This window comes from Mesorhizobium sp. M00.F.Ca.ET.216.01.1.1 (assembly GCF_004010325.2).
In the GTDB taxonomy this organism is placed as follows: Bacteria; Pseudomonadota; Alphaproteobacteria; order Rhizobiales; family Rhizobiaceae; genus Mesorhizobium.
In genome coordinates this window covers 1-24001 of sequence record NZ_SADR02000016.1, presented here as the reverse complement: position 1 = coordinate 24001, position 24001 = coordinate 1, and the positions used below count along the sequence as shown (strand labels likewise).

Below are 24001 nucleotides of genomic sequence, written 5' to 3'. Positions count from 1 at the left end.
AGTGGACATGGAAGAAGCTCGACCTGGTCCACCGATCTGCCGACCGGCAAAAGGAGCCGCTGACTTGCTGTCGGTGAAGAAGGAAGCCAGGATCTTGCCTGCCTTCCTGCGTCCCACGCTGCTGCGGCCGACCCATGCCCTCTCGAGGCCCTCCAGCGCCACTCAGTCGGCGAGCGCGCCGTCGAACCTTGCGCATGGACCGCCTAGGGCACGGAGTCGACCTGGTGCTGCAGCCTTGCCAACGACGAGGAACCTGCCTTGTCCTCCGGTTTGATCCCGGTGTAGTAGTTCGTCAGCTTCTCAATTGTTGAAGCTTCCCCTATGATCACCAAACACCCCCGCGCCGTGGCAAGAGGGTTGCTCGGTGAGTTCGTCGTTTCCATGTAACAAGCACGCAGTACGCACAGTCGAAAGTGCGGTTCAAGTTTATCGCTTCAATGGCTCGTGCACGCGAGCACGCGCGACGAAGACCGAGGTGGGATCCGGAAATAACCTCGGAACTGCCCGAATTGGCCTTGGTGGGGATTCAGACTTCCGCCATCTGCAGACACTGGCAAAGATATTCGCTCAGCAACACCAGAGGCGGCACGTGCATCGCCGACCCGGCCTGTGGCCAAGCCTCAGCCGAGGTAAACAAGACCACCTCGTCCGCAGTCCGGGCGATCGGGCAGTCAACGCGGGTCGTAATGGCAATCGTGTATGCTCCGGTTTCGCGCGCAATGGCCAGAAAATCCTTGGTTTCCACAGTGTGGCCACGCGACGAAATGCCAATGGCGAGGCTCAACGAGCCAAGCCCTCGCGCGAGAGCGTGAGACACGGTGGCGGACCCCGAGCAATGTGCGGGGAAACCTAGGCAGATCAGTCGCATGGCCAGAATATCAGCGCAGACGGATGACGGCCCCGTGCCGAACAGTTCGACGCGTCGGGCCGCTCGGATGCGGTTGGCAAGCCCACTAATTTGAAGGTCGTCAAAACCACGAGCGGACGCGGAAATTGAGTTTTGTAAAGCAGAACTGAGGATGGCGATCCGAGGAGCTGTGTCTACAGCTTCTGATGGCGCGCGTTCAGCCAGTTCGCCGCTCAACTTCCGCCGCTCAATTTCGCCGCTGAGCGCAATCTTAAACTCGCGAAATCCCGAGAGTCCCAAGGTTCGGCAAAATCTTACAATTGAAGCAGAACCGGTAGCGGTGTTGCGCGCAAGGTCGGCAATGGACAGCGCCAGAACAGCCTCGGGGTCTTGTGCAACATACAGAGCTATACGTGCGAGCGCATTCGGAGCCGTGTTAATTGCATCATAGATGATGTCTAGCAGCAATTTCTGTGTATGTCGGGGCTTCCGCATGTGTCTTAGTGTTCGTTCCAAGCTGGCAGTCGACCCGCGAAGGCCTAGCAAAGCCCTGCATATTCGAGTCTCGCTGACGGTTCACTGACGCAGATCATAGACAAGGTTGATATCGGATTCCGGCTGCCGCTCCGTTCGCGCCCATGTCTCGGCAGTCGGGGCAATGGACGCGAGGGCATGCGCTCGGCCGCTCGCGAGGCGGTCTTGCGAGTGGCCTCGTTTAACGACGTCTCCTGGCCCGATGCTGTCAATGGAGCTTACTTTACTGGCTGCGCATGCGCCGCGCAAACCGTGGTGTCCTCGTCGTCAGGGCAGTGGGGACGACTGCACGGCAACGCAAGCGGTGCCGTCTGGGAAAATATATTCATTAGTATATTGGCGACATAACCAATCTTACTTGCGTTATTCTATGATTAGGTTCATCGTCCGATCGAAAACGGGGGTATGACAAGGTGACTACATCTCTAGGGAACGCCGACGTGGCGTTTGGTAAATAGCTCATCTCAGCAAGTTGGCCACGAGCTCGCCGATGCCACCCGTACTAGCGGTTCGTCTCGCGGCTAGCGCATGCGACGGGCTTTACTTCTCTGGTACGGCAACAGAGGGCGCGACTGCTTGGGGTCAAGCTGGTCAGGAACTTGTCCTGTCGCGCATTGGCTCCGGCTGTTTAAAAAAGCCGCTGCAACAGTGAGGAAACCACAATGTTTCACCCGCTTCCAGAAGAGCTGCGCGATATCGCGGGTCAACCCTTTCCACTTTATCCCTGCTCGAATGAATCTTGGTCAATCAAGCCGACGGCCGGCCGCTCAAGCTCGCGGGTTATGATATGTTCCATTCCGAAGGCGGGCACCCACCTATATGCCCGTCTGCTTGGACTGCTCGGGCTTGTACAGTCCGATGTGTTCTTTAATAAAGACTATCTTGGAGACTTCCGCTTTGTGGATGTCGAGCGAGCTCGCTTCACTCATTCCGAAAATATTCTATGGATACCGATCGAGATATCCTCGCGCTTTATTCAGCCCGGTCAGTTTGGCTATGGGCATCTACCGTGCGACATCGGCACTCGCCATTGTTTAGCGGATTTCAAGATCGTCTTTCTTTCGCGCGAAATGCGTGCGGCAATTGTGTCGCAGATGCGATATGTAGGTGACAGCGATTGGTGCCCGCCTGAGAGGGCTGAGATTACGTGGCGCAATGAGCCGGACGGACCTGACAAAATGCTGAAGTACTTCGATGAGATCGCGCCTTTCATTTTCAATGATCGCTGCCATCCAGTGGCACCGTGGGCGGATCAGGAGAATGTTCTTGGATTGAGCTATGAGCAGATCATAGGCGACCAAGGACGCGAAGTTCAGCTCGAGACCATTCGCAGAATTGTAGAGTTTTGCGAGATCGAGCGGCCGCCGCAGCCTGAGCTGATCTTAAACCAGCTAATCGGACAGCAGACCTTCACCCTGTCCAGCGGGCGAACTTCGTGGGAGGCTTGCTGGAATGCCGAGATCGAGGCGCGGTTTACCGCGCTGGGAGGGACGAGACTCAACGAGCGATTCGGATTTGGTTCGAGATAGATTTCAGGCTGTCGCAGAGCCGGGCGATGGCAGGTACGCTCGGAGCCGCTCGCCGGACGTTTTGCGAGCGATATTCTGGAAAGGCGCGCTGACCACTGCCCACCTGCCGCCCGCGCAATCACTTCCTGAAGTGCCGACATCGCGATTGGCGCGGGGCTTGCAAGGACCCTTGGTGCAACGTTCGACCGGAGCGCAGCGACGGGAGATGCCCGGGAGGGAGGATCCTGCCTCGATCCGGTTAGGAGACAAGAATTATTGAATATAGTCCCGCACACCGCAGCGCGAGTCCCGCGCCCCCTAAGCCCTCTTATCCCAGCTTTACGTGCAGGTGTTTGCTGCAGTCACGCTCAGCCATCGCACTCGGCCGCCTGAAGCCGCTCGGCGAACGGCGACCGCGGCTGGGCAGTTCGCACGCACACAGCGCCGCTCACGGATGGGTCGACTGTTGGGCGCAGCCATCCCACCGCATCTCTTCGAATAGCACGAGCCCCTTGACCTCCCGTCATCCGCGAACAGCGGGTGAGGCATTAAAGCGGTGCATACTTTGACGTCAAAAGGCCGCCCGTTGCCGCCCTGCCGTTCACTGTTAATTGGAGCCTAACCATGCCTTACGCCAAAAGCCGGCCTTATCGCTCTTTCAGCCCTAGCCCTGCCTTTTTTCGGGCTGGCGACGCGATATGGTCCAGTTGCCAAAGACTACGTGCGCCAGCATGAAAACCATAGCCGGCTCGTCGCGTTTTGGTGGAAGCTCATTCCAGAGCGGCGCGACCACTCTTAAACGACGCTGCTGCGCCAACTGCTGGCAACCCGAATGGCGACGTCCCTCTCGTCTTATTTTTGGACTACAACTGCCCGCGGTGCCGGGCGGAAGACCGTACAATCCAGCAAGCCCTCAAGCATGATCCCATGCTGAAGGTTGTCTACAAACATTGTCCGGGCAAGAGACCGGATTCCAAATTTGCCGCACTGGCGGCGCTCGCCTCCAGCAAACAGGGAAAATATGAGGCGTTCCATCACGCCCTTATGGCTGCTCGCGGCCAGCTCAGCGAATTCGACATCTTGACTATCGCACTACACGTTGGCCTCGACGTTGAGCAGCTCAAGCGGGACATGGAAGACCGCGCCATCGAAAGCGTCCTCGAGCGCAATTGCGCGCTCGCCAGGGAGCTGTACATCAACGTCACGCCGGAGTTGGTTCTCGGCGACGAAGTGATTTCAGGTGTGCTCAAGATTCACACGCTGGAACGCTTCATCGCCAAAGAGCGGGAACAAGCTAAGCGTCGTGCCGGATCACCAACTTCGGCATTTTGAAAGTGGTGGCCGGTCCAATCCCGTTCTCTGGCCACGAGTGCCGCCTCTCGCGCTGGGCCAAATTTCTTATATGGCCCGCAATGCGGTGCCAGCGTGCAAAGTCCTGCATTCAGCTCGCTTTCCTCAACTTGGCCGAACGCGATCGCACAGCTCGGGATCTATTCAGCCGGTGGTGTTTCCGTTCCGCCATCGGGGTCTTTCACCGAAGCCTCGCCAGAAGATAGGCGGGAGGCGCGCCGACGCCTGCTTCAGATCGCGGCCGGCGCGACGATGATCGTCATGGGCTCTCGCCCCCCTGGGGTGATCGTACAAGTCCCGATTGTCAGAAGAATCTGTTGACGTGGACGCCTAGGCGCCAAGCTCGCGCCGCCTGTCGACATTGTGGTCCTTGGCGTGTTGGATAAAGCCGCAAAGCGGTCGCAAGACGAAAATGACGGTGGCCGCATCCCATGCACCTGCATCATGCCATTCAAGGCCGAGGCTCTGGTCGAGGTCACCTCATTGAGGATGACGGCGGCCTGAATTGCCTGGATCAAGCAGCCAACCGTGGTGCGCGACACCTCATTTATGAATTGAGGGTGGCGCCGGTGTTCCGGCATTGAAGTCCTGATATCAATTGTGCGACAGGCTGCCTCATCGAACCGCTGGCGGAGGCAAGCGTGGGCTGCAGCACCAGATCACAGGCATGCCGCCAGCGAGGCCATCCCATGTGCTTAATGGCCATCCCGCCAAGATCGAATTCGCTACCGGCATGAAACCTCGGTGTGGTGGAGGTGTTGAGAGGCACCTGCGCCAGGCTGGCGAACGGTTAGAAGCGAGCAAAACCCGTAGCTCAGCTCATAGCCCGCCTAAACAAAGGCGGGCATCTTAGAAGGCCGCAGTCCTTCGGACTTAGGTCCAAAAGAGCGGCCCAGGTGATTTCGCAAGCCGGGCGGGGGTTTGCGCCGTTCGCATCAAGAGCTGTCCGCCCGGCCAATTCTGTCCCTTACATAAACCTGACAATCAGCCGCAAACGGTATACCAGCTGTCGAATCGGCCATTGTTTGGAACCGCACACAGAGCGCCGTAACAAACCTTCTCACCCTTGAAGTAGGCCAGGAACTGCAGTAAATGCGATATTTCGCGCTGTTCATCTTCGTCCCGGATAAGCTCCGGACCGCCCTGCGACTTCAGTGCCAGCTCGATCAACTCGATCGCCCGATCTTTGTTGCCGCTCTCGTGATAGTACAGGGCTGCCAAACGATAAGGCAGGAGCTTACGTTTGTCGCTTTCCGGGGGATTCAGTGCCAGGATGTGTTCGGACAGCTGTTTTCCCATCGCCAAGCGCTCAGCAGACGGAAAGTGCGAATGGTCAAGGTTCGGAAAGAAGAGCTCGTCTAACGCCGCAACCATCCAATTCTCGGAGTTTCTGTTGATCGCGTCGCGAACGAATTGGCGCATGACGGGCAAGCCGACCTGCATGTCCTTCATTTTGTGAAGCAACAGATTCACATGAGAACGGCGGAAACCGAGGTTGTCCGGCATCAAGGCGATGCCTTCTTCGATCGCCGAGAGCGCCGTCTTCCAATCCTTTTTCTCCACCGCCGCCCGATATCTGTCCTTGATCGGCTTCTTCAGCGCTTGTTCGCGCGCTATGGGTTCGCCTTCCGCGATCCGCTCCGCATCGGCGGATTTTGCCTGATCGCTGGTGCGCCAGCTGCCGTTAAGCACCTTCGGCAAGACCTCATCGAGTTCCGTCGGTTCACCAATAAAGGCGATGCAGCCGTCTCGGTCGACCACGAAACTGGTGGGAATCCAGAAAGAAAAGCTGGGCTCCATCCAAAGCTTGTCCATTTCGCCTGTGGAGTCGAATGCGATCCGATAGTTCAGATTCGGGAACTTTTCCGTCAACCAAGCGTCCAACGTGCTTCGGGCCTCATCGGCCGTTGGAGCGCGTTCACTAGCCGCGACTCCTACGATCTCAACGCCGCTTTCCCTGTATTTCTCCTGCAGCTGCATCAGATGGGGCATCCCGTCCACACACGAACCGCACCAAGTTGCCCAAAATTCGACGATGTACACTTTGCCGGGCTCGAAGCTGGTGAGGGGCTCGCCACGCAGCCAGGTTTCCGCTTGAATCGAAGGAGCCGGGGACTCGATCTGCAACACCACGTTGTTCTCCAAAGCCGTTGTCAAAGGTTGTGAGATTTTCTGCACGAGCTTATTTCCCTCTCAGAGACGGCACACGGTTCAGGGGAGAGAACATCCTCGTCTGCTCCATTGCATACCGTCCTGCTGCAAGCGTTGCAAGGTCCATGCCAGCGGGCTCAGCGCGCAAGTGCATGAATATGCTTTGAAAAACCTCCGCAGTGCCCGGATGGCGGTTGGATTGAACCTGACAAGTTTCTGCCTTTGTCAGGTTTTGAACGCGCATTGCCCGTGTTTCGCGCCGCCAGAAAAGCGTGGCCCATCCGCACGATCCTGAAGCCCAAACCGTCGAACACGTGCGACACCGCCGCAATATGTCGTGCCATGCATCGATGCCAAGCGCCTCGGCGTTGAGCTCGCAGCACGCCAGAACATCATCGACGAGACGTTCAAGCTCGACCCGGGAACGGGAAAACGGCCCGAGGTTTGGCCTTGGTCGGGACGGCCGAACGGCAATATCGCCGAGAGGGAAAGACGCAGAAGAAGATCATCACACCCGGCGAGCCGAAAGTGTCGGCAAGCCATCGCAGAAGGCAGCAAACATGCAGGCCCAGACGTATCGCTGGGCGATCTGAGGGAGTGGCATACCTTGCGCGCCTGGTGCAGAAATTGCTCGCATCATGCCGAAGTAAGGTCGGCCGCGCTAATCCGCCGGTATGGCAAAGGCGCACTATTCAGCACGGTCGAGGGCACTTGGTTGCCCGGGAATTGAACCGGCTCATCACTGGTCAGTGATAATGCCAGCCAGTTCATCTCGAACGCCATCCTCTCCTGCGCGGATCAGAACCGGTCGAATGGCATTCCATGCGCATGGCAAGCATCGCTATCGCCTGTGGCGCGCCGACTGCAACACCGCGCGGCCGCACTCCCAAATCGCCTGGCAGACACCGGCCAAGTTCGCCACCACCTTCAATCCGCGACGGTCGCTCGCGCTGCGCTATGCGAAAGGCTCCGCGCCAGCCCCCGTCGCTTCACCCGCCCAGCAGCGCACAACCCACGCCGGAAACGAACCCAAAACTGGAGAAACTCGGGGCGACGTCATTTAGATTCCACCCATGCAGAGGTACTTCATTTCGAGGTAGTCTTCGAGCCCGTGGCGGGAACCCTCCCGCCCGATGCCGGACTGCTTCATGCCGCCAAAGGGCGCCGCTTCCGAAGACATACGCCCCGTATTGATGCCAATCATGCCATATTCCAATGCCTCGGCCACGCGCCAGACACGCCTCAGGTTCGAGGGATGGAAATAGGCGGCGAGCCCGTAAATCGTGTCGTTTGCCTCACAGACAACCTGATCCGCATCGTGGAAGCGGATGATCGGCGCCAACGGCCCGAAAGTCTCCTCTTGCGCAACCGCCATGATGCTGGAGATCTCGGTGAAGGCTGTGGGTTGAAAACGTTCGGCCCCGCATCGAATTATCCCACCCTTGGCAACGGCATCTGCGATGTGGGACTCGATCTTGGCCAAAGCATGCATGTCGATGAGTGGTCAGACGTCCACTCCCGGAGCGAAGCCGTCGCCAACCGATAAGTGCCGGACTTTCTCCACGAACTTCTCGACGAACTCATCGTGAACGCTCGATTGGACGTAAAGCCGGTTCGATGAAACGCAAGTCTGGCCGGCATTGCGGAACTTCGCCTGGATCGCCCCGTCAACGGCAGCGTCAATATCCGCGTCGTCGAAGACGATGAAGGGCGCATTGCCGCCGAGCTCGAGGCTGACCTTCTTGATCTAGTCCGAGCACTGGCGCATGAGCAGTCGGCCAACCTCGGTGGAGCCTGTAAAGCTGATGTTTCGGACCTTGGCATTGGAGCAGAGTTCGCGGCCCCACGCGATCACCTTCGGACGCATAGACCAGGTTGACAACGCCGTCAGGAAAGCCGGCTTGCTGCGCGAGGGCAAACATTGCACCTGCCACGAGCGGCGTCTGTTCAGCAGGTTTGAGCACGATCGCGCAGCCCGCCGCCAGGGCCGGCGAGATCTTGCGCGCCACCATCGACGCTGGGAAATTCCATGGCGTAATCGTGCCGACGACACCGATCTGCTGATTGATCACCATCATCCGACGGTCTGTAGACGGTGCGGAGATCGTCTCGCCATAGATGCAATTGGCTTCTTCGGCGTACCATTGCAGATACGCGGCCGCATGCGAAACCTCCGACTTGGCTTCGGCAAACGGCTTGCCCATTTCCGCAGTCAGAATCGCGGCGAGATCGCCTGCATGGCGATGATCAGCTGATGCCATCGCCAAAGAAGGTCGCTGCGCTCTCGGGCGGTCAGCGCCGCCCATCCAGGCTGCGCGACATAGGCCTCGTCTACCGCAGCCCGTGTCTCCTCCACGCCCATGTCGGACGTCCTGCCAGCACTTCGCCGCTCGACGGGTTGAGGACCACAAATGACCGCTCGCGAACTGACGTGCCAAGTGCCGGCAGGCGATGGACGGCGCCAAACAGGTCCGGGGATTTCAGTGGCGGATCATCGGCAGGCACAGGGGCAAACCGGGTTCCTCTCAAAGGCAGCTGATATGTATAATCGGCAGAGCCTCGGCGTGTACTCCGCACCTGCGGGTCCTTATAGGGCCTCGGCCATACGGCTGGTAGACCATCCACTCAACTTGAAAGGGAGAATTCTTGAACGCTTCTGGTCGATGGCTTGCGGTTCTCATCAGGTGCAAACTGAACAATGGACATCGGCTTCCCGACCGCGCGTACCGGCCATCGGTCCGAATAGCAGCAGTGCAGCCAAATGCCTTTTTTGAGCATCATCGGATTGAAATTGCTTTCAAAAGTCCTCGATCTTGCCGCCCCCCATCGCGAGCGCCACAAACGGGCGTGGAAAATCAAAAGGGACCACAATCGAGAATCAGCACGGTGATGCCTTCTTTGCGACCGTAGGCACGCAGATCATCTGCCAGCTGGGCTCGGGACCGTGCAGGTCGCGCCCCAAAAAACGAGAAGGGGGGTCGTTGTGGTGGAAGAGGTCGGGGATTTTCGAAAGAGCGTCGTTTACGGCGGGTCGTCCCTGTAGAGCATTCCCCTCGAATGCGACCGCCTTCAAAGGAGGACTTGCCATCGACGCCACGCTGATAACCGCTGCTGGCAAGCTGGAACTCAATACCGGTTAATTGCACTGAGGGCGGCGGCAACCAGCCCTCGAAAACTTTTTGCCCGGGGGCTTAAGCTCGGAAAGAGTGTTCCTTATCATATTGTGTTCAAAGTAAATGGACGTGGTGCGTTTCGTGGGTTGAATCACATAAAGTAGTCTGTGTTAACGTCTGCCGTACCACGTTCCCTTGCCGGTTCCATGTTGGGGCTAGATGTTTATTTCGACCAGGGTTGCCACATGTTTTTTGACGGTGTTCCGGTTTGCACCGGTCAGGTTGACGATCTCGCCAATGGTCATTCGCCCGCGCTCCTTGATGGCTTCAACTATTTGAAGGGAGAGTTCCGGAAGCGTACCGAGCACGAGACGCTCGCGCTCGATTTTCTTCTCAAGCCGCTGCTTTTGCTGCTGAAGAGCGCGCAGGAAATAAACAGCCCAGGGCTGCCAATTAGGCCTCGGACTGCGGATCGTTTTTTGAGTTTGCCGAAGCGCCAGATAGTAGCCCTCCTTGCTGTTCTCGATCACGCTTTCGAGCGAAGAGTAAGGCACATAAGCATAGCCACTGCGCATCAGCAGAAGCGTCGTCAGAACGCGATAGCCTTCCATTGCCGTCCTGGAATGGATGGATCTCCAAAAAGACCACCGTGAACATTGCCACGACGAGCAGAGATCTCGACCGCATCGACTGCGCCAGCCGACGCCCGAAGGGATTGTGCAGACGATCGAGCGGTTACGTCGCCGGCGCTAGAAAATAGGCCCTCCACTGAGCATCTATCATTAGCCTGAACTTTCGAGCCCTTGCCAAGCTTTGTCGGGGCGGTCTCGCCCATCACGGCTGGGAAGTGCGGTCCATGGAAACCGGCGTATCAGTTAGATCGATCATCTATGCAAACCCTTCGATGCGTTCGTGGACAATCGCGCGCATTTGCTCCGCCATCTTCGCGCCTTGAGAGCCGTCTGATAGAGGCGGCGGCAATTCGAGGTGGTTGAGCGCGCGTGAGAGGGCTGCAACAAGATCGTCGATGCTGGTATCCGCATCGGCTGCCTTGAGGCCAGCCGTGCTCGCGAAAGCCTTGAAGTCGGCGCGCCGCAGACGATCGTCCTTGCCGTTCAGCTTGAGGGCCATCCGGTCTTTTTCGAGGCGTGGAAACACGCGAGTCGTGACCGCGTCGTAGAGCGGAGCCATGCGAACTGAGCTGAATTGCGTGCTGCCGGGCTCTGCGATTTCCAGCAGTGCCATGTTCTTCAGGTGCATGTCGCCATCGGCGATCAGCCAGGCGAATAAGGATCGCTTCAGGACAAGCAGGACGTCTTCTTCGGGAGAGGTCGATAGCGGCCTTAGTGCCCGCGCGATGCGCTCCATCGTGCCGTCGTATTTTGCTTCGGTGGGCACGCCAAGTACCGAGCAGAAGTCCTCAAGCGCGAGCAGGTGTTTGTCCTCAAGGCTCGTTCTGATATCGAACCGCTCCACGAGTAGCGCCGGAGGCATCCCGTCAGGCATCGGGACGAGCGCTGTCGCGGGCGTCTTGAAACCGGCCGCGCTGCCCAAAGCGAGCGACTGCCATTCGATAACTGGCAGGGCCTCAAATCCGCCCGTACCCGCAGGTTTGAGAATGTGGGTAAAAGGCCGGCCGATACTGGGAGAGAGGGTGCCATCCGCACTGAGGAACATAGGCGCTTTGATCTGAACACCCGAAAGGCGAGGCGTATCAGTACGCTCGAATATCTGTGCGAGATTGCGTTCGAAACTCTGCTCCAGGTCGCCGCGACCCGGCCCTGCATACTGGCCAGTGAAGACAGTGTTTCTAGTGAAGCCATTGAGCCGGGTTAACAGGATGTCGGGCGGCAGGGCGGAGAGATCGCTCGCACGCTCGACGATGGTGATGTTGGACATGTAGCGTTTGCCCGAGCGTAGCGTCGCGCGCTCGTCGCGGTCGTTCAACACTGACGCAAGCCAGCCTTCAGGCAGCAGCGACAGAATGAAAGGAGGGAGCTTGCCCGGCGTGGTCTGGCGAACAAGTGGCGGGCCCTGATCGTCTGCATTCCAGCGCCACTCAAAACCATCATGTGTGAGATTTCCGAGCGGAGCGCCGTGCCACGCCACGATCAGATCGAGCGCGGCTCCGTTGCGTGCCGGTTCTGTGGTCAGTGGAGGGCGGAGGAAAAAGCGCTCGGCGTGCTCGCCCTCGCGATACCACTGGTTCGCGCGGGCAAGCGCCCATGTCGCGTCGGCAGCGCCCTGGGCGCTGCCGTATTGTTCTATGAGGCGGTTCGCGATTGCCTCGCGCATCGTCTCGTCGATGGATGCCGCGTGTTCGCTGCGCAGGCGGAAAGCTTCGAGGAAGCGCTGGCGCATCGAGGAGACGTCGATCCGGATTTCTCCCATTCCATCATCGACAATCGCTTGAGCGACTGATGGGTGGTCGGGAGCTGCGTTCTGAATGATTTCCAGCAAGCGCAAGCGCCTGCGCTGTATTCGTCGCCCGCTCAGGAACAGGCGGCCATCCCGGGTCGGGCCGAGAAGCACAGCGCTCGCCGCCGAGAGGTAAGCGTTGGGATACAGGTATTTGGCGATGCGGACGGCGTGCTTGAGTATCGTGGCCTCGATATCCTCCCCGGCATCGACATAGATGCCGCGCATTAGCTGGACGAGCTTGCCCGTTTCAGCCTGATAGTGGCTGCGGGTTTTATCGATGTTTTCCCCAACGAGGTGAAGGGCCATTTTCTAACTTTCCCGTATCTGATATACGGGAAAGCTAGCATAATCGGCTTCATATTCAAGAGTTTCTAACTTTCCCGTATTTGGTATACGCAAAAGTTAGAATACTTTCTCGGAACGACGGCGTTCTTCGGGTCGGGAATCGAACCACGGGAGAGAACTTGGTCTGCGAAGGCGAGCAGGCAGAACTCAAGGCGTTCATTCTGCCACACCATAGTCGGATCAGCCACACGTAGGTCGGCGAGTCCTTCAGCTATTGTAGAGCGTGGGATTATTCGCTGTCACGGGCCAACGCCCATAATCGCGGGCTCGGCCGAAAGCAGCTTCTTCGCCGCCGCCCTGCCTGCTCGAGGATCACCTGCCCGATGAGGGCCGGGCGGCGCTGGATGTAGTCTATGCCGAGTTTGTCGAGCTGCAACCCGACAAGCGTGGCGGAAATCGGCCTGGAGGAACCCAGATTGTCGATAGCATAGGCGCCGATCAGATACTTCTTGCTCGCTTCGAGTTCGGCCGCTGTTGGGCCTGTGTCCACCAACTCCTTGATTAGTTGTCTTATCAGGTCGAGCGTCTCGGCCGCCCTGTCGGCGCGCGTCGACGTCGTCACGACAAGCATGTTGGGCTGGTAGTCTTCCAAGCTGGACGAGACACCGTAGGCAAGGCCGCGCTTTTCGCGCACTTCCTGGAACAGACGTGAGGTAAATCGTGAGCCTCCGACTATATCGTTCATCAGCTGTCCCGCGTAGAATTCCGGGTCGTTGCGTCCCATGGCGGGAAAAGCCAGCTGGAGCGAAGTCTGGGGGAGGGCGTTGCGACCTGCGTCCGCTCGCCGCTTCGGGGTGACATCAGGTACGGGGGCGAGCGCCTGTTTCTGAGGCAAATCGCCGAACAGCTGGTCGAGCCTTGCTCTCAGGGCTTTGGCATCTATGTCGCCTACGACCGCCACATGCAGCCCGTCGCGGGCGAAAGCGGCTTTGTGGAAGGCGCTTAGATCGGCGGGCGTTACGCTGGTCAGGCTCCCTTGGGCGGTCTCGAATACGGATGCGTGCCGTAGAGTCCGCGCCGCCAGGCCAGCTCGGGGATCGCGTGAGGTTCGCGCTCATCGGCAATGATTTCGGAGAGAAGCTGGGCGCGTATGCGGTCGAAAACTGCTGGTATAGCCGGCTGCGGGTCCCGCCGCCGAGGATGTCGGCCAGCAGTCGAGCGCCTCGGCCTCGCCGGGTGCGGCCGTATGATAGGACGGCAGCATCCATTGCGTGGAAAAGCGCGGCACCGAAATGCGCACGTCGGTCAGCGTCACCGTGCGCTTGGCGTTTTGCTCCGGCTCGACTGGGCGGATGCGGGTTAGACCAGGAGCCGTCGGCACGGTTCCCTACGTCTTATCGGCCAGCGCCTTGACCGTTTCCGGCTCGACATCGCCGGCCACCACTAGGACGGCGTTGCTGGGCGTGTAATATTTTGTCATAGAAGGCCTGGCGTCGGTGCCGTAGCGGATCGTGTTGGAATTTGGCGGAGCAGCCTCCGGTAAATTGAGGTTATCGGTTCATGCGGCGAGGTCAATCTGCTGATCGAGTGGCTTGGCGGGGAGCGTGTGCCATCCGTCGATTTTTCGCATCGAGATTTGGCCGGACGCAATCAACGCCCAGAACAACATTGCCGCGGTTTCGGCCGAAGGCAGCACGGTCTGGGTCTTGATGCGCCGCTTGAACTCTTCATGCAGACGCTCAATCGCGTTTGTAGTTCTGGTGCTTTTCCACTGGCTCGGCGGCAGGCGCGTGAAGGCGAAGAGGCGCTCACCGGCCTCCTCCAGGCTGTCGGCCACCGCCCGGCACTTGAGCCGCCATTTGCGCAGGAACGCCTTGCGGCGGCTCTCGATCTCCTCCGGCGTGGCCGCGTAGATCATGTCGGTGTAATCGGCGCTGATCTCCTCGTGCAGGCGCTCGGGAGCGTGGGCGAGCAGGTTGCGGTGCTTGTGAACCGTGCATCTTTGAACCGGCACCCCGTCCACAGCCCGGCGATCGCCCCGTCCAAGCCGGGTGCGCCGTCGACGATGAGGAACTCAGGGCGGCGGAGGCCGCGTGCGACGAGATCGTCGAGGATCGCCCGCCAGGCCTCGGTCGTCTCGCCGCCCATGTTCTTGACCGCGAGCAGGATCTTCTGGCCGTCCGCGCGCACGCCGATGACAACGAGCAGCGAGATCGAGGTCGCCTTGCGGTCGAGCCTGACACGAACCACCGTCCCGTCGAGGATCAGGCGCACGATCGGGCTCGTCGGCCAGCGAGCGACCATTCCAGGCGTCCCAGTCCGTCTTCACCTTGCGCCAGGTGCGGCTGACGACGTCCTTGCCGATCGCGCCGCCGAACAAGGCGGCAAGCGCACGACGGACGCGTCGCGTGTTCGTGCCCGCCAGGTAGCTCGACGCGATCAGTGCGTCGGCGGCCTTCGTGCGCCGCTGATAGGCGCGCAGAGCCTTGCTCCTCCATTCCACCGTCTTGTCCTCGTCGACATCAAGGCGCGCCCGCGGAACCGTGATCTCAGTGGTGCCGAAGGTCCCCGTCAGCGTGCGCGTCCGGCTGCCGTGGCGGTGGCCGGCGACACCGGTGGTCTCATCACTGGCGCGCCGCCGGCTGCCGCCATAACGGGGACGGGCAAGCACCGCTTCCAACTCGGTCTCGAGCATCGTCTCGATGAAGCCGCGCACCCGCTCGCGCAGGCCAGCTTCGATCGGATCAAACCAGTTGTCGAAAAGATAGCTCGTCGCCTCATCCCCCGGGATGAACGGCTTCGGCTTTCATGGTAGTCCTTGTCATGGCGTAGTATCCTGTCCGGCACCGCAAGGCCGGATGATTCGAGGTTGACACCCCGGAGACTACGCCAACTCACAATTCCAACCACTCCCGCGACGGCACCTTGGCAGTCATCTGCTCGGCAATCAAATCGAGCGGGACTTCGCTCTTGCGGGACTTCTCGAAGAGGAGGCGGGTTCTGCGAACCCAAGTCATCGCGACCACACGCCGGCGACAAGGATTGAGACCCAGCCGCCGTCGAGCACTTTCATGATATTCGCCGAGAAGAAGCCGACATCGACCACCCCGAAGACGAGCGCAAGGCCGAGCGCCGGGAGGAGCGTCCACCTCCAGATACGCCTCATCACGATGTGGAGCAGGATTGTCGTCACAACCATTTCGCCCGTGACCGATATGCCATAGGCTGACGGGAGGGCGCTGGACTCACCAAAGCCGATGACCGCAACATGACCGACCATGCGAGCAGCAGGTTGACGCGCGGCAGGTATATCTGCCCGAATTGCATTTCGGATGTATGCCGGATTTCGAAGCGCGGAAGCATGTTGAGCTGGACGGCCTGTCGCACAAGTGAATAAGCGCCGGAATCACGACTTGGCTGGCGATCACAGTTGCCGCCGTAGCCATCACCACCATCGGCACCAACGTCCAGCCGTGGTCATCTCGAAGAATGGATGTCAGATCGTCCCGCCTCGGGAAAGAACGAACGCGCCCTGCCCGAAATTGTTAAGCAGCAGGCACGGAAATGCGATCGCCAGCCAAGCCAGCACAATCGGCCGGCGGCCGAAATGACCGAGATCAGTGTAGAGCGCTTCAGCCCCGGTTACGGAAAGGCTCCGCGGGCGGCATACTGCCTTGCCGAAGGGGCCATAAATGCTGCGCATCTACACGGGCCAGAACGGCCATCTGACAGCAATTGACGGCTTGCCGGAGGCCGAAGCTCTCGGTGCTCTCTGGCTCGACCTCCTCAACCCGACTGTTGAGGAAGTGAAGCTTGTTAAGGCGCATCTGGCCATTGATATCCCGACGCGCGACGAGATGGCGGAAATCGAGTTGTCGGACCGTCTTTATCATGAAGACGGCGCCGAGTTCATGACGATCACCGCGGTCGCGAATATCGAGGGCGAGGACCCTGTCAAAGCGCCGGTTACCTTCGTTATCAAGGGCCAGACGCTCGTCACTGTCCGCCACGCCGAACCGAAGCCGTTCTTGATCTATGCGGCGAAAGCACAGCGTACTAGCGGCCCTCCCTGCACGTCCGGCGAATTGGTGATGCTGGGTCTGATCGAAGCGATCATCGACCGCGCGGCCGACACGCTTGAGCGCATCGGCGACGAGATTGATGCACTCTCACGCGAAATTTTTCGCAACACGTCTCCGAGCGCCTCGAAGAAAACACGCAACCTTCAATCCCTTGTCGAGCGAATCGGCCGGAAGGGTGAGCTGCTGACGAAAATTCAGGAGAGTCTCGTGAGCATCGCGCGGCTCGTCGCCTACCATAGCGCGAGTGACTCGACCAGCTGGGCAGTCGCGTCGTCCGGTCGCAAGTTGCAGAAGGAAATCCGGCAACGTATCAAGCTCGTCCAGCGCGATGCCACGTTCCTCAGCGACCATGCGACCTTCCTGTCCAACAAGATCAACTTCCTGCTGGACGCGACGCTGGGTCTCATCAATCTGGAGCAGAACCAGATCATCAAGATTTTCTCGGTCGCTGCCGTCGTGTTTTTGCCGCCGACGCTGGTTGCCTCGATCTACGGCATGAACTTCGATGCCATGCCCGAGCTAAAATGGCTTCTGGGCTATCCTTTTGCGCTGGGTCTGATGGTGCTCTCCGCCGTGGTTCCGTATCTCTTTTTCAAGCGGCGCGGTTGGCTGTGAAAGGAAATAGGCTGGTTCGGGGCGCTTACTGAAAGTCCCACGTCCCGGAGCGGTCGCGCAGCTCAGCGAATTCGACATCTTGACTATCGCACGACACGTTGGCCTCGAGGTTGAGCAGCTCAAGCGGGACATGGAAGACCGCGCCATCGAAAACGTCCTCGAGCGCAATTGCGCGCTCGCCAAGGAGCTGTACATCAACGTCACGCCGGCGTTGGTTCTCGGCGACGAAGTGATTTCAGGTGTGCTCAAGATTCACACGCTGGAACGCTTCATCGCCAAAGAGCGGGAAGAAGCTAAGCGTCGTGCCGGATCACCAACTTCGGCATTTTGACAGCGTGGCGGCCGGTGCGATCCCGTTCTCTGGCCACGAGTGCCGCCTCTCGCGTCGGGCCAAATCTCTTATATGGTCCGGCAACGCGGTAGTGGGCGGACCAAGCCGTTCTATGCAGCGCACCAGACAAAGGGCAATGACCAAAGCCGTCCCGGACATCGCATCGGAGTTCAACGTCTTTGCACCAATGCCCAGCAATGGTCGCCGCGACAAACAACGCCTGCAAACGGGCGCTGTGAGCCGCCGTCGTTCAACGAAAGATCACCAACGGATGTCCCGAGGAGGCCCCATGAATCGCTGCACATCAGCATTTGCAATTCTTGCTTCCGGCACGTTCTGCACATCGTCGACCATCGCCATGGCGGCGCATTCGACCACCTATTCAGCGCCCGACAAGAGCGTCGTGTTTCTTGGTGGCGTTGGCTACACCTGGCTAAAGGGCAACGAGCTTTTCTACGACGAAGTGGGCAATCGTATCAGCAAATTGATCTGGGAAACCGGCGCGCCGGTTCTGACCACCGGGCTAAAGGCCGAGGTCTGGAAGAACTGGACCATCTCAGACAACGGCGTATTGCCGGACAGGATTGGTCGGATCAGTCAATCCACCCCGACACCCGCCTTGACCGCTACATCAACCTTGACATGGCAGCAGGCCCAGACTTCGTGATCAACGATGCCACGGTTATCAACCTTCATGGTGGCTTCAAATACACCAACATGAAGTGGAAGGCCTATGGCGGTTCGTACATATAGAGTGGGGACGGCTTCGGCTTTCGCGAGGATCGCGGCAAGTTCCCGGACGGCGAACCGGTCATCGATTACGAACAGCGCTATTTCGGCCTGTTCCTTGGCGCGAAAGCGACCACGACGCTCGGGAACTTGACGCTCTCGGGTCTGCTCCGCAGCGGCTTCACCGTTGATGCAAGCGCTGTTGACCATCACTGGCTGCGCGAGGAGGGGCGCGGCCTGCGATTTGAGGACGACTTCTTCACGGTGCCGTTCATCTCGGCCGGCGCCAAGATCGATTATCAGATGACCGACCGCGCCAGCGTCTTCCTGGCCGGCAATGTCGACAAATATTTTCGCAACAAAGGCTAGAAAACGGCCTACAGCATCGCGACCGGCGAACAAGGAGCCCACAAGGATAGCGCTGGCATGGACTTCTATGCCTTGACCCTGTCGGCCGGCTTCAAGCTGACGTTTTAAGCGCAGTCATTTCTGACGCTGAGCACGTAAGACCATGCGTGCATTAAGGACGCACAATGCCTCTGCGCGCAATCCATTCAATCGCGGCTATCCAAGCGGCGCCGACGTCGGCCAGGATCTCAGGATTGTCCGGGCGGTCCGCCAGGCCTGGTATGGCCGGCGTGGAGGTGTTGTCCGCCGGTCATCCCGTCGATTTTAAGGTCCCGACGGCCGTCTGGCACCGGTGCGCGAGCCGCCAGAAAAGCGTGGCCTTCCGCGCGATCCCGAAGCCACAAACCGTGAGAACCCGTGCGACACCGCCGCATCACGTCGTGTCGTGCATCGATGCCAAGCGGCTCGGCGTTGAGCTCGCCGCACGCCAGAATAAACTTGGCGCTCCTCAAGATTGCAGAGTCAGGCTAGTGGGTTGCGTCCCGCGGCGTCGTCTCCCAGCGTCAACCGGATCGTCTCGGCAATCTCCTCATCGGGCGCGCCGGGACGCGGTTCATCGTAAAGGCTATCGAGCCGCTGTTCGGCAAAGCGCCGACGCAATGTGCCCACTGTATTGGGCGTTGCACCAAGGCGTAAGGCAATTTCCTTGTTCTACATCCTCTCGCTGGCCAGCAGCACTATCCGCGCCCGTCGCGGCAGGCCTTGCGCCGTGCCTCGACGCCGGACCAGACCCTCCAGTTCACTCGGCTCTGCTGCGGAGCCAGCGCCTTGAGCAGCGGCCAACCTGGACTCGTCCCGTCCTCGAAAAGCAAATTGTTACGCAGATGCTTGTCCACCCTGACCCGAGCCATCCTCCTGCACGCTTTCGCCGTTGCGCGCGACGAAGACCGCAACGCTTCATCGCGCTTGGCGTAGTGGCACCAGGGACCGCCCATCGAATGACTCATGCGAGGCATCTCAAGGCTGTCCGCGGTCCAGCGCCAGATCTCCGCCTCGCCCGAGGCGCGCAGAGCTGGCCGGTTGTGCAGGAGCCGTAGGCAATATTCGCCGTCCTTGTTCGGATGGGTAACGCTTGCGTCTCCCGTCGCATTCTACCTCGCTTTCCGAACGTAGCCGTGATGCGAACTCTTGCTGCATATAAAGTCGAATCAGGGGGATTTGGATCATACAATACGGAGGCTTGACTTTGGCAGTCGCTCTGCGACATTACCTATATAAAGGTCGAAATGAGGTGATATGGCTCATGGACAGGTCACGGAGACCCGAATGACGGCAACGCATAAACGCACCTATTCGCGCTACGCAATGGAAGCGCTTGGCCTTTTCGGTAAGACCATCCGGCTAGGCCGGATGCAGCACCGGTTAACCGCACAGGAGTTAGCCGAGAGAATCGGTGTTTCACGCAGCACCCTGCAGCGCATCGAGAAGGGCGATCCCAAAGTTGAAATCGGACTGATGTTCGAAGCTGCTGCCATTGTCGGTGTGAAGCTGTTCGATGCGGACGGCAAGGGCATCACAGCCCTCACAGGCCGCATGGACGATCGCATCGCGCTGCTGCCGAAGCACGTCTACAAGGCCGGCAAGCAGATCGTCGATGAGTTCTAAGGTCCCCAAGTACGACGAAGCCTATGTCTGGGTCTGGCTGCCGGGCGAGACCGCGCCGGTTGTCGCCGGGCGGCTATATGCCCATGACGGACTCGTCAGCTTCAACTATGGCAGGAGCTTTCGTGAACTGGGCAGCGCGATCCCGCTTTATCTCCCGGAACTGCCCCTGAAGGCAGGCGAATTGCCTTTGCTTCCTGGCCTAACCATGCCGGGATGCATCCGCGATGCTGCCCCCGATGCCTGGGGACGACGGGTTATCCTAAACCGCAAATTCGGTGTGAAGGGCGATGAAATCGCGCGGCTCGATATTTCAGAACTGACGTTCCTGCTGGAATCAGGCTCGGACCGCATCGGCGCGCTCGATTTTCAGTTTTCGCCCACGAATTACGAGCCGCGCGCACTGGCCAATGCCACTCTCGAAGAGCTTGTCCAATCGGCGGAGCGGGTAGAGAAAGGTATTCCGCTCACCCCCGAATTAGATCAGGCGCTGCATCACGGCAGCTCGATCGGCGGCGCAAGGCCAAAGGCGCTGATCGAGGACGACGCCATCAAGCATGTCGCGAAATTTTCCTCGTCTGCCGACCTTTACAGCGTCGTCAAAGGAGAATTCATAGCCATGCGGCTTGCCGCCTTGTGCGGCATCAGAGCGGCATCCGTCTCGCTCGTTCGCGCCGCAGGCAAGGACGTGTTGCTCGTCGAGCGATTCGACCGGATCAAGGTCACGGGCGGCTGGCAACGCAAATCCATGGTCTCAGCGCTGACGATGCTCGCGCTCGATGAGATGATGGCGCGTTACGCCAGCTACCAGGATTTGGCGGAGATCATTCGCCACCGATTCACCGCGCCGTCGGAAACTCTGCGCGAGTTATTCAGCCGCATTGTCTTCAACATACTTTGCGGCAACACCGACGATCATGCCCGCAACCATGCGGCATTCTGGGACGGGGCTAAGCTCACCCTCACGCCTGCTTACGATATTTGTCCGCAGGCCCGCAGTGGCCAGGAGGCCAGCCAGGCCATGCTCATCAGCGGCAATAACCGCATGAGCCGGATCGCGTCCTGCCTTGAAGCCGCGCATCACTTCCTGCTCAGCGCGCCGGAAGCTCTTGCGATTGTTGAAGGCCAGCTCCGATGCATTGCGGAGAATTGGCCGCGTGTCAGCGAGGAAGCTACGCTATCCGGCACAGATCGCAATCTGTTCTGGGGCCGACAGTTCCTCAATCCCTACGCTTTTACGGCGCTGGAAGGGAGCGCCGACGTTCTCCTCGCTCTGGCTGACGAACTACGCAACAGTGTTCACGCCTGATCCGGCGCTGGATTTCGGACAAGCTCGGCAAGCGCAAGACGCCCACAATATGGACAATCCTTGCCGTGCCAGCACGAAGACATGAACAGACGGCTCTTCGACAGCGACAACGTGCACTGCGGAGAGATGTGGAGCTGACACCGCAAGAGCCCACAGACGCGCGACTTCCCACGATACAACTCCACATAACTGAGCGTCTACAAGCGGTGCAGCCAGCCTAACATCCCGCCATCATAGCGATGATCGTCTGATCTTTTGCCGATGACATCACGTCGGGAAAGACTTGTTCGAGCGTTTGCCGCTTCATATCGATACCGGCCCGGGCGTAGCGCATCGTTAGTTCAGCCCCGAGTGGCCTAGCCATTGACTGATGGTGGCGATGTCAACACCCGCCTTGACAAGGTGGATGGCCGTCGTGTGCCGCAAAGAGCGGTGATGGATGCTTTTTTCCGCCAGGGTGGTTCCTTCCCCCGCAGCCATATCAAAATGTTTGCGCAGCAAGTATCCAACACCGAACCGGGTCAGCGGTGTGCCGCGGTCGTTGAGAAAGCCCCTTTGCTCGGCGGGACAGGGCGATACCAGACGAAGGTCAAAATTCGAAGTTTCAGGATTTCCTGAACTCGTGCATCCGTATTGAACATCAGCGAGAACAGCGCGTAATCCCGCTGTCCAGAAGGCGTGCGGCGGTCGATACGCGCCAGGACGCTCTTGATTTCCGGGCCCTTCGAGATATTCGACAGGTGCCACCCGCGCGCCCTCTTGAAGGGAAGTGTCACCACCAGTTGCAGCGTATCCATATATTCGGGGTGCTCCGAGATCAGGGACCGCGCAAAGGTATGCATCGCCGCCAGCCTTGCATTGCGGGTCGCAACTGCCACGCTCGACCTCAAGTGACGTGAGAAAGCTGCCGATCCTGTCGGTATTGATGTCGGAGACCGCTTCTTTCAAGAATATCTTCCCGCTCTCCGCGGCATGAGCCCGTGGCATGCTTCGGCCCAATGCGGTGGATTGATGTTTCTTCATGTCCACAACCTCGCTGACGAGACCGCCGAAAGCCCCTTCAAAGCGGTCGGTGGCGATCTCTCTCAGCTTTGGAAGGTAGTGCATTGATTTTTCGTGGAATGAGGACCCTGTTTAAGGGGTGATTTTCGTCCAAACGGGACCCCTTAACGATGGGGTCATCAAGATGCCTCCGGTTTGATCGGAGGCATTTGTGTTTTGGATGTTGGTTTTGGAGACGATTGCAAAGATACGTCGGCTGTCGCTGGTCCAGGGGAAGTCGATCAAAGCGATCTGCCGTGAGCTGAAGATCTCGCGCAAGGTGGTGCGCAAGGTCCTGCGTTCTGAGGAGACGGAGTTCCGCTACGAGCGCAAGCACCAGCCCTATCCCCGCATGGGAGCTTGGCGTGAGACGCTGGACCGGCTGCTGTCGGCGAATGCGGCCAAGCCGCAGCGGGAGCGGCTGACGCTGATCCGTATTTTCGAGGAGCTTCGCGGCCTCGGCTATGACGGCAGCTACAGTTCGGGGTGGCGGCATGCTCAGAGCTGGGCGGCGGATCGCGGCAGCGCCGTGGCCGAGGCCTACATTCCGCTGAGTTTTGCACCTGGCGAGGCCTACCAGTTCGACTGGAGTCACGAGATCGTCCTGCTCGACGGCGTGACGGTGACAGTGAAGGTCGCGCACATGCGGCTCTGCCACAGCCGCATGTTCTTCGTGAAGGCCTATCCGCGCGAGACGCAGGAGATGGTGTTCGACGCGCATGACCGGGCGTTCGCCTTCTTCCGTGGCGCCTGCACGCGCGGCATCTACGACGACAACATGAAGACGGCGGTGGACGCGATCTTCATCGGCAGGGATCGCCGCTACAACCGCCGCTTTGCGCAGATGTGCGGGCATTACCTTGTCGAGCCGGAGGCCTGCACACCGGCGGCCGGCTGGGAGAAGGGGCAAGTCGAGAACCAGGTCGGGCTGGTGCGCGAGCGCTTCTTCACACCGAGGCTGCGCTTCAAGACGTTGGAGGATCTCAACGGCTGGCTGGCCGACAAATGCGTTGCCTAATGCCAAGGCGCGTCGGCATCCCGAACAGGGTGAGCGCACGATCTGGGACGTATTCGAAGAAGAACGCGCCAGCTTCATTCCCTATGCCGGTCGCTTCGACGGCTACCATTGCATTCCCGCGTCGGTGTCGAAGACCTGCACGGTGCGCTTCGACAACAACAAATACTCGGTGCTGTCAAGCGCCGTCGGTCGGCCGGTCGAGATCCATGCTTATGCCGACCGCATCGTCATCCGCCAGGATGGCGCGGTCGTCGGCGAGCACGCACGCTCTTTCGGCCGCAACGAGGTCGTCTACGATCCCTGGCACTACGTGCCGGTGCTGGCCCGCAAACCGAACGGCCTGCGCAACGGCGCGCCTTTCCGGGAATGGGTTCTGCCATCAGCCATGGAGAAGGTGCGCCGCAAGCTAGGGGCGGCCGATGACGGCGACCGGCAGATGGTGTCGATCCTCACCTGCGTTCTGACCGACGGATTGAGCGCGGTCGAGAGCGCCTGCCAGGAAGCGCTCGAGCATGGCGTCTGTTCGGCGGCGGTGATCCTCAACATCCTGGCCCGCAGCCGCGATCCGGCGCCGGGCACGATCCTTTCCATTCCCCAGGCCCTGACGCTGGCTCACGAGCCGGTCGCCGACTGCGCCCGCTATGACAGTCTCAGGAG

Annotated in this window: 14 protein-coding genes and 7 pseudogenes; 9 read left to right on the top strand and 12 right to left on the bottom strand. The window is 59.5% G+C overall.

Features of this window, described 5'->3' with window-relative positions; genetic code table 11:
- Window positions 1-526: 526 nt before the first annotated feature.
- On the bottom strand, window positions 527-1315 hold the full coding sequence (locus tag EN859_RS20455; RefSeq protein ID WP_189350281.1) for a MurR/RpiR family transcriptional regulator: 789 nt from the start codon (window positions 1313-1315) through the stop codon (window positions 527-529).
- 728 nt (window positions 1316-2043) lie between these two features.
- Between EN859_RS20455 and EN859_RS20450 the strand changes: the two genes are divergently transcribed.
- Window positions 2044-2910: a sulfotransferase domain-containing protein gene (locus tag EN859_RS20450; protein WP_108722861.1), complete on the top strand. Its 867-nt coding sequence runs from the start codon at window positions 2044-2046 to the stop codon at window positions 2908-2910.
- A gap of 741 nt (window positions 2911-3651) precedes the next feature.
- Window positions 3652-4221 (top strand): DsbA family protein, encoded by a 570-nt coding sequence (locus EN859_RS20445; protein WP_245464781.1) that lies wholly within the window; start codon window positions 3652-3654, stop codon window positions 4219-4221.
- Between the two features lie 1002 nt (window positions 4222-5223).
- Here EN859_RS20445 and EN859_RS20440 read toward each other — a convergent pair.
- The gene (locus tag EN859_RS20440; RefSeq protein ID WP_245464780.1) at window positions 5224-6417 is read right to left on the bottom strand and encodes a TlpA disulfide reductase family protein; all 1194 of its coding nucleotides are present in this window, start codon (window positions 6415-6417) and stop codon (window positions 5224-5226) included.
- 715 nt (window positions 6418-7132) lie between these two features.
- Between EN859_RS20440 and EN859_RS20430 the strand changes: the two are divergent.
- A pseudogene (locus EN859_RS20430) lies at window positions 7133-7454 on the top strand (hypothetical protein); the annotation flags it as partial.
- Here EN859_RS20430 and EN859_RS40285 read toward each other — a convergent pair.
- The 8 genes and pseudogenes from EN859_RS40285 to EN859_RS20395 all read right to left on the bottom strand — a co-directional run.
- Window positions 7451-8095, bottom strand: a pseudogene (locus EN859_RS40285) (aldehyde dehydrogenase family protein). The pseudogenes EN859_RS20430 and EN859_RS40285 overlap by 4 nt on opposite strands.
- Window positions 8070-8752: pseudogene (locus tag EN859_RS40280) on the bottom strand (aldehyde dehydrogenase family protein). Before EN859_RS40280 ends, EN859_RS40285 begins: the two co-directional pseudogenes overlap by 26 nt.
- Window positions 8753-9718: 966 nt before the next feature.
- The gene (locus EN859_RS20420; RefSeq protein ID WP_245464779.1) at window positions 9719-10114 is read right to left on the bottom strand and encodes a helix-turn-helix domain-containing protein; all 396 of its coding nucleotides are present in this window, start codon (window positions 10112-10114) and stop codon (window positions 9719-9721) included.
- Window positions 10115-10391: 277 nt separating this feature from the next.
- A complete protein-coding gene (locus EN859_RS20415; RefSeq protein WP_126089922.1) occupies window positions 10392-12230 on the bottom strand; it encodes a HipA domain-containing protein in 1839 nt (612 codons plus the stop codon).
- 268 nt (window positions 12231-12498) lie between these two features.
- Entirely contained in the window at window positions 12499-13176 is a 678-nt protein-coding gene (locus EN859_RS20410; RefSeq protein ID WP_348632937.1) for an insulinase family protein, read from the bottom strand.
- A gap of 199 nt (window positions 13177-13375) precedes the next feature.
- A pseudogene (locus EN859_RS20405) lies at window positions 13376-13683 on the bottom strand (insulinase family protein); the annotation flags it as partial.
- Window positions 13684-13767: 84 nt separating this feature from the next.
- Window positions 13768-15000 (bottom strand): annotated as a pseudogene (locus EN859_RS20400) (IS256 family transposase).
- A 124-nt stretch (window positions 15001-15124) separates the two neighbouring features.
- Window positions 15125-15861: pseudogene (locus EN859_RS20395) on the bottom strand (KUP/HAK/KT family potassium transporter); the annotation flags it as partial.
- A gap of 40 nt (window positions 15862-15901) precedes the next feature.
- On the opposite strand from EN859_RS20395, the gene EN859_RS20390 reads away from it, so the two are divergent.
- From EN859_RS20390 to EN859_RS39375, 3 genes are all read left to right on the top strand, one after another.
- The gene (locus EN859_RS20390; RefSeq protein WP_029354811.1) at window positions 15902-16906 is read left to right on the top strand and encodes a magnesium transporter CorA family protein; all 1005 of its coding nucleotides are present in this window, start codon (window positions 15902-15904) and stop codon (window positions 16904-16906) included.
- Between the two features lie 79 nt (window positions 16907-16985).
- On the top strand, window positions 16986-17237 hold the full coding sequence (locus tag EN859_RS20385; protein ID WP_236370651.1) for a DsbA family protein: 252 nt from the start codon (window positions 16986-16988) through the stop codon (window positions 17235-17237).
- A gap of 136 nt (window positions 17238-17373) precedes the next feature.
- Entirely contained in the window at window positions 17374-17904 is a 531-nt protein-coding gene (locus EN859_RS39375) for a hypothetical protein (protein ID WP_245464989.1), read from the top strand.
- Here the strand turns inward: EN859_RS39375 and EN859_RS40275 are convergent.
- The gene (locus EN859_RS40275; RefSeq protein ID WP_245500214.1) at window positions 17835-18368 is read right to left on the bottom strand and encodes a hypothetical protein; all 534 of its coding nucleotides are present in this window, start codon (window positions 18366-18368) and stop codon (window positions 17835-17837) included. The two genes, EN859_RS39375 and EN859_RS40275, sit on opposite strands and share 70 nt — an antisense overlap.
- A 1272-nt stretch (window positions 18369-19640) precedes the next feature.
- Between EN859_RS40275 and EN859_RS20375 the strand changes: the two genes are divergently transcribed.
- Complete coding sequence (locus EN859_RS20375; RefSeq protein WP_029354813.1) at window positions 19641-19979, top strand: helix-turn-helix transcriptional regulator; 339 nt, start codon at window positions 19641-19643, stop codon at window positions 19977-19979.
- Window positions 19969-21285, top strand: coding sequence for a HipA domain-containing protein (locus EN859_RS20370; protein ID WP_126089921.1), 1317 nt, complete (start codon window positions 19969-19971; stop codon window positions 21283-21285). Before EN859_RS20375 ends, EN859_RS20370 begins: the two co-directional genes overlap by 11 nt.
- 336 nt (window positions 21286-21621) lie before the next feature.
- On the opposite strand, the gene EN859_RS20365 is transcribed toward EN859_RS20370, so the two are convergent.
- Window positions 21622-22392 (bottom strand): tyrosine-type recombinase/integrase, encoded by a 771-nt coding sequence (locus tag EN859_RS20365; protein ID WP_126089920.1) that lies wholly within the window; start codon window positions 22390-22392, stop codon window positions 21622-21624.
- 115 nt (window positions 22393-22507) lie between these two features.
- Here EN859_RS20365 and istA point away from each other — a divergent pair.
- Window positions 22508-24001, top strand: a pseudogene (gene istA / locus EN859_RS20360) (IS21 family transposase); the annotation flags it as partial.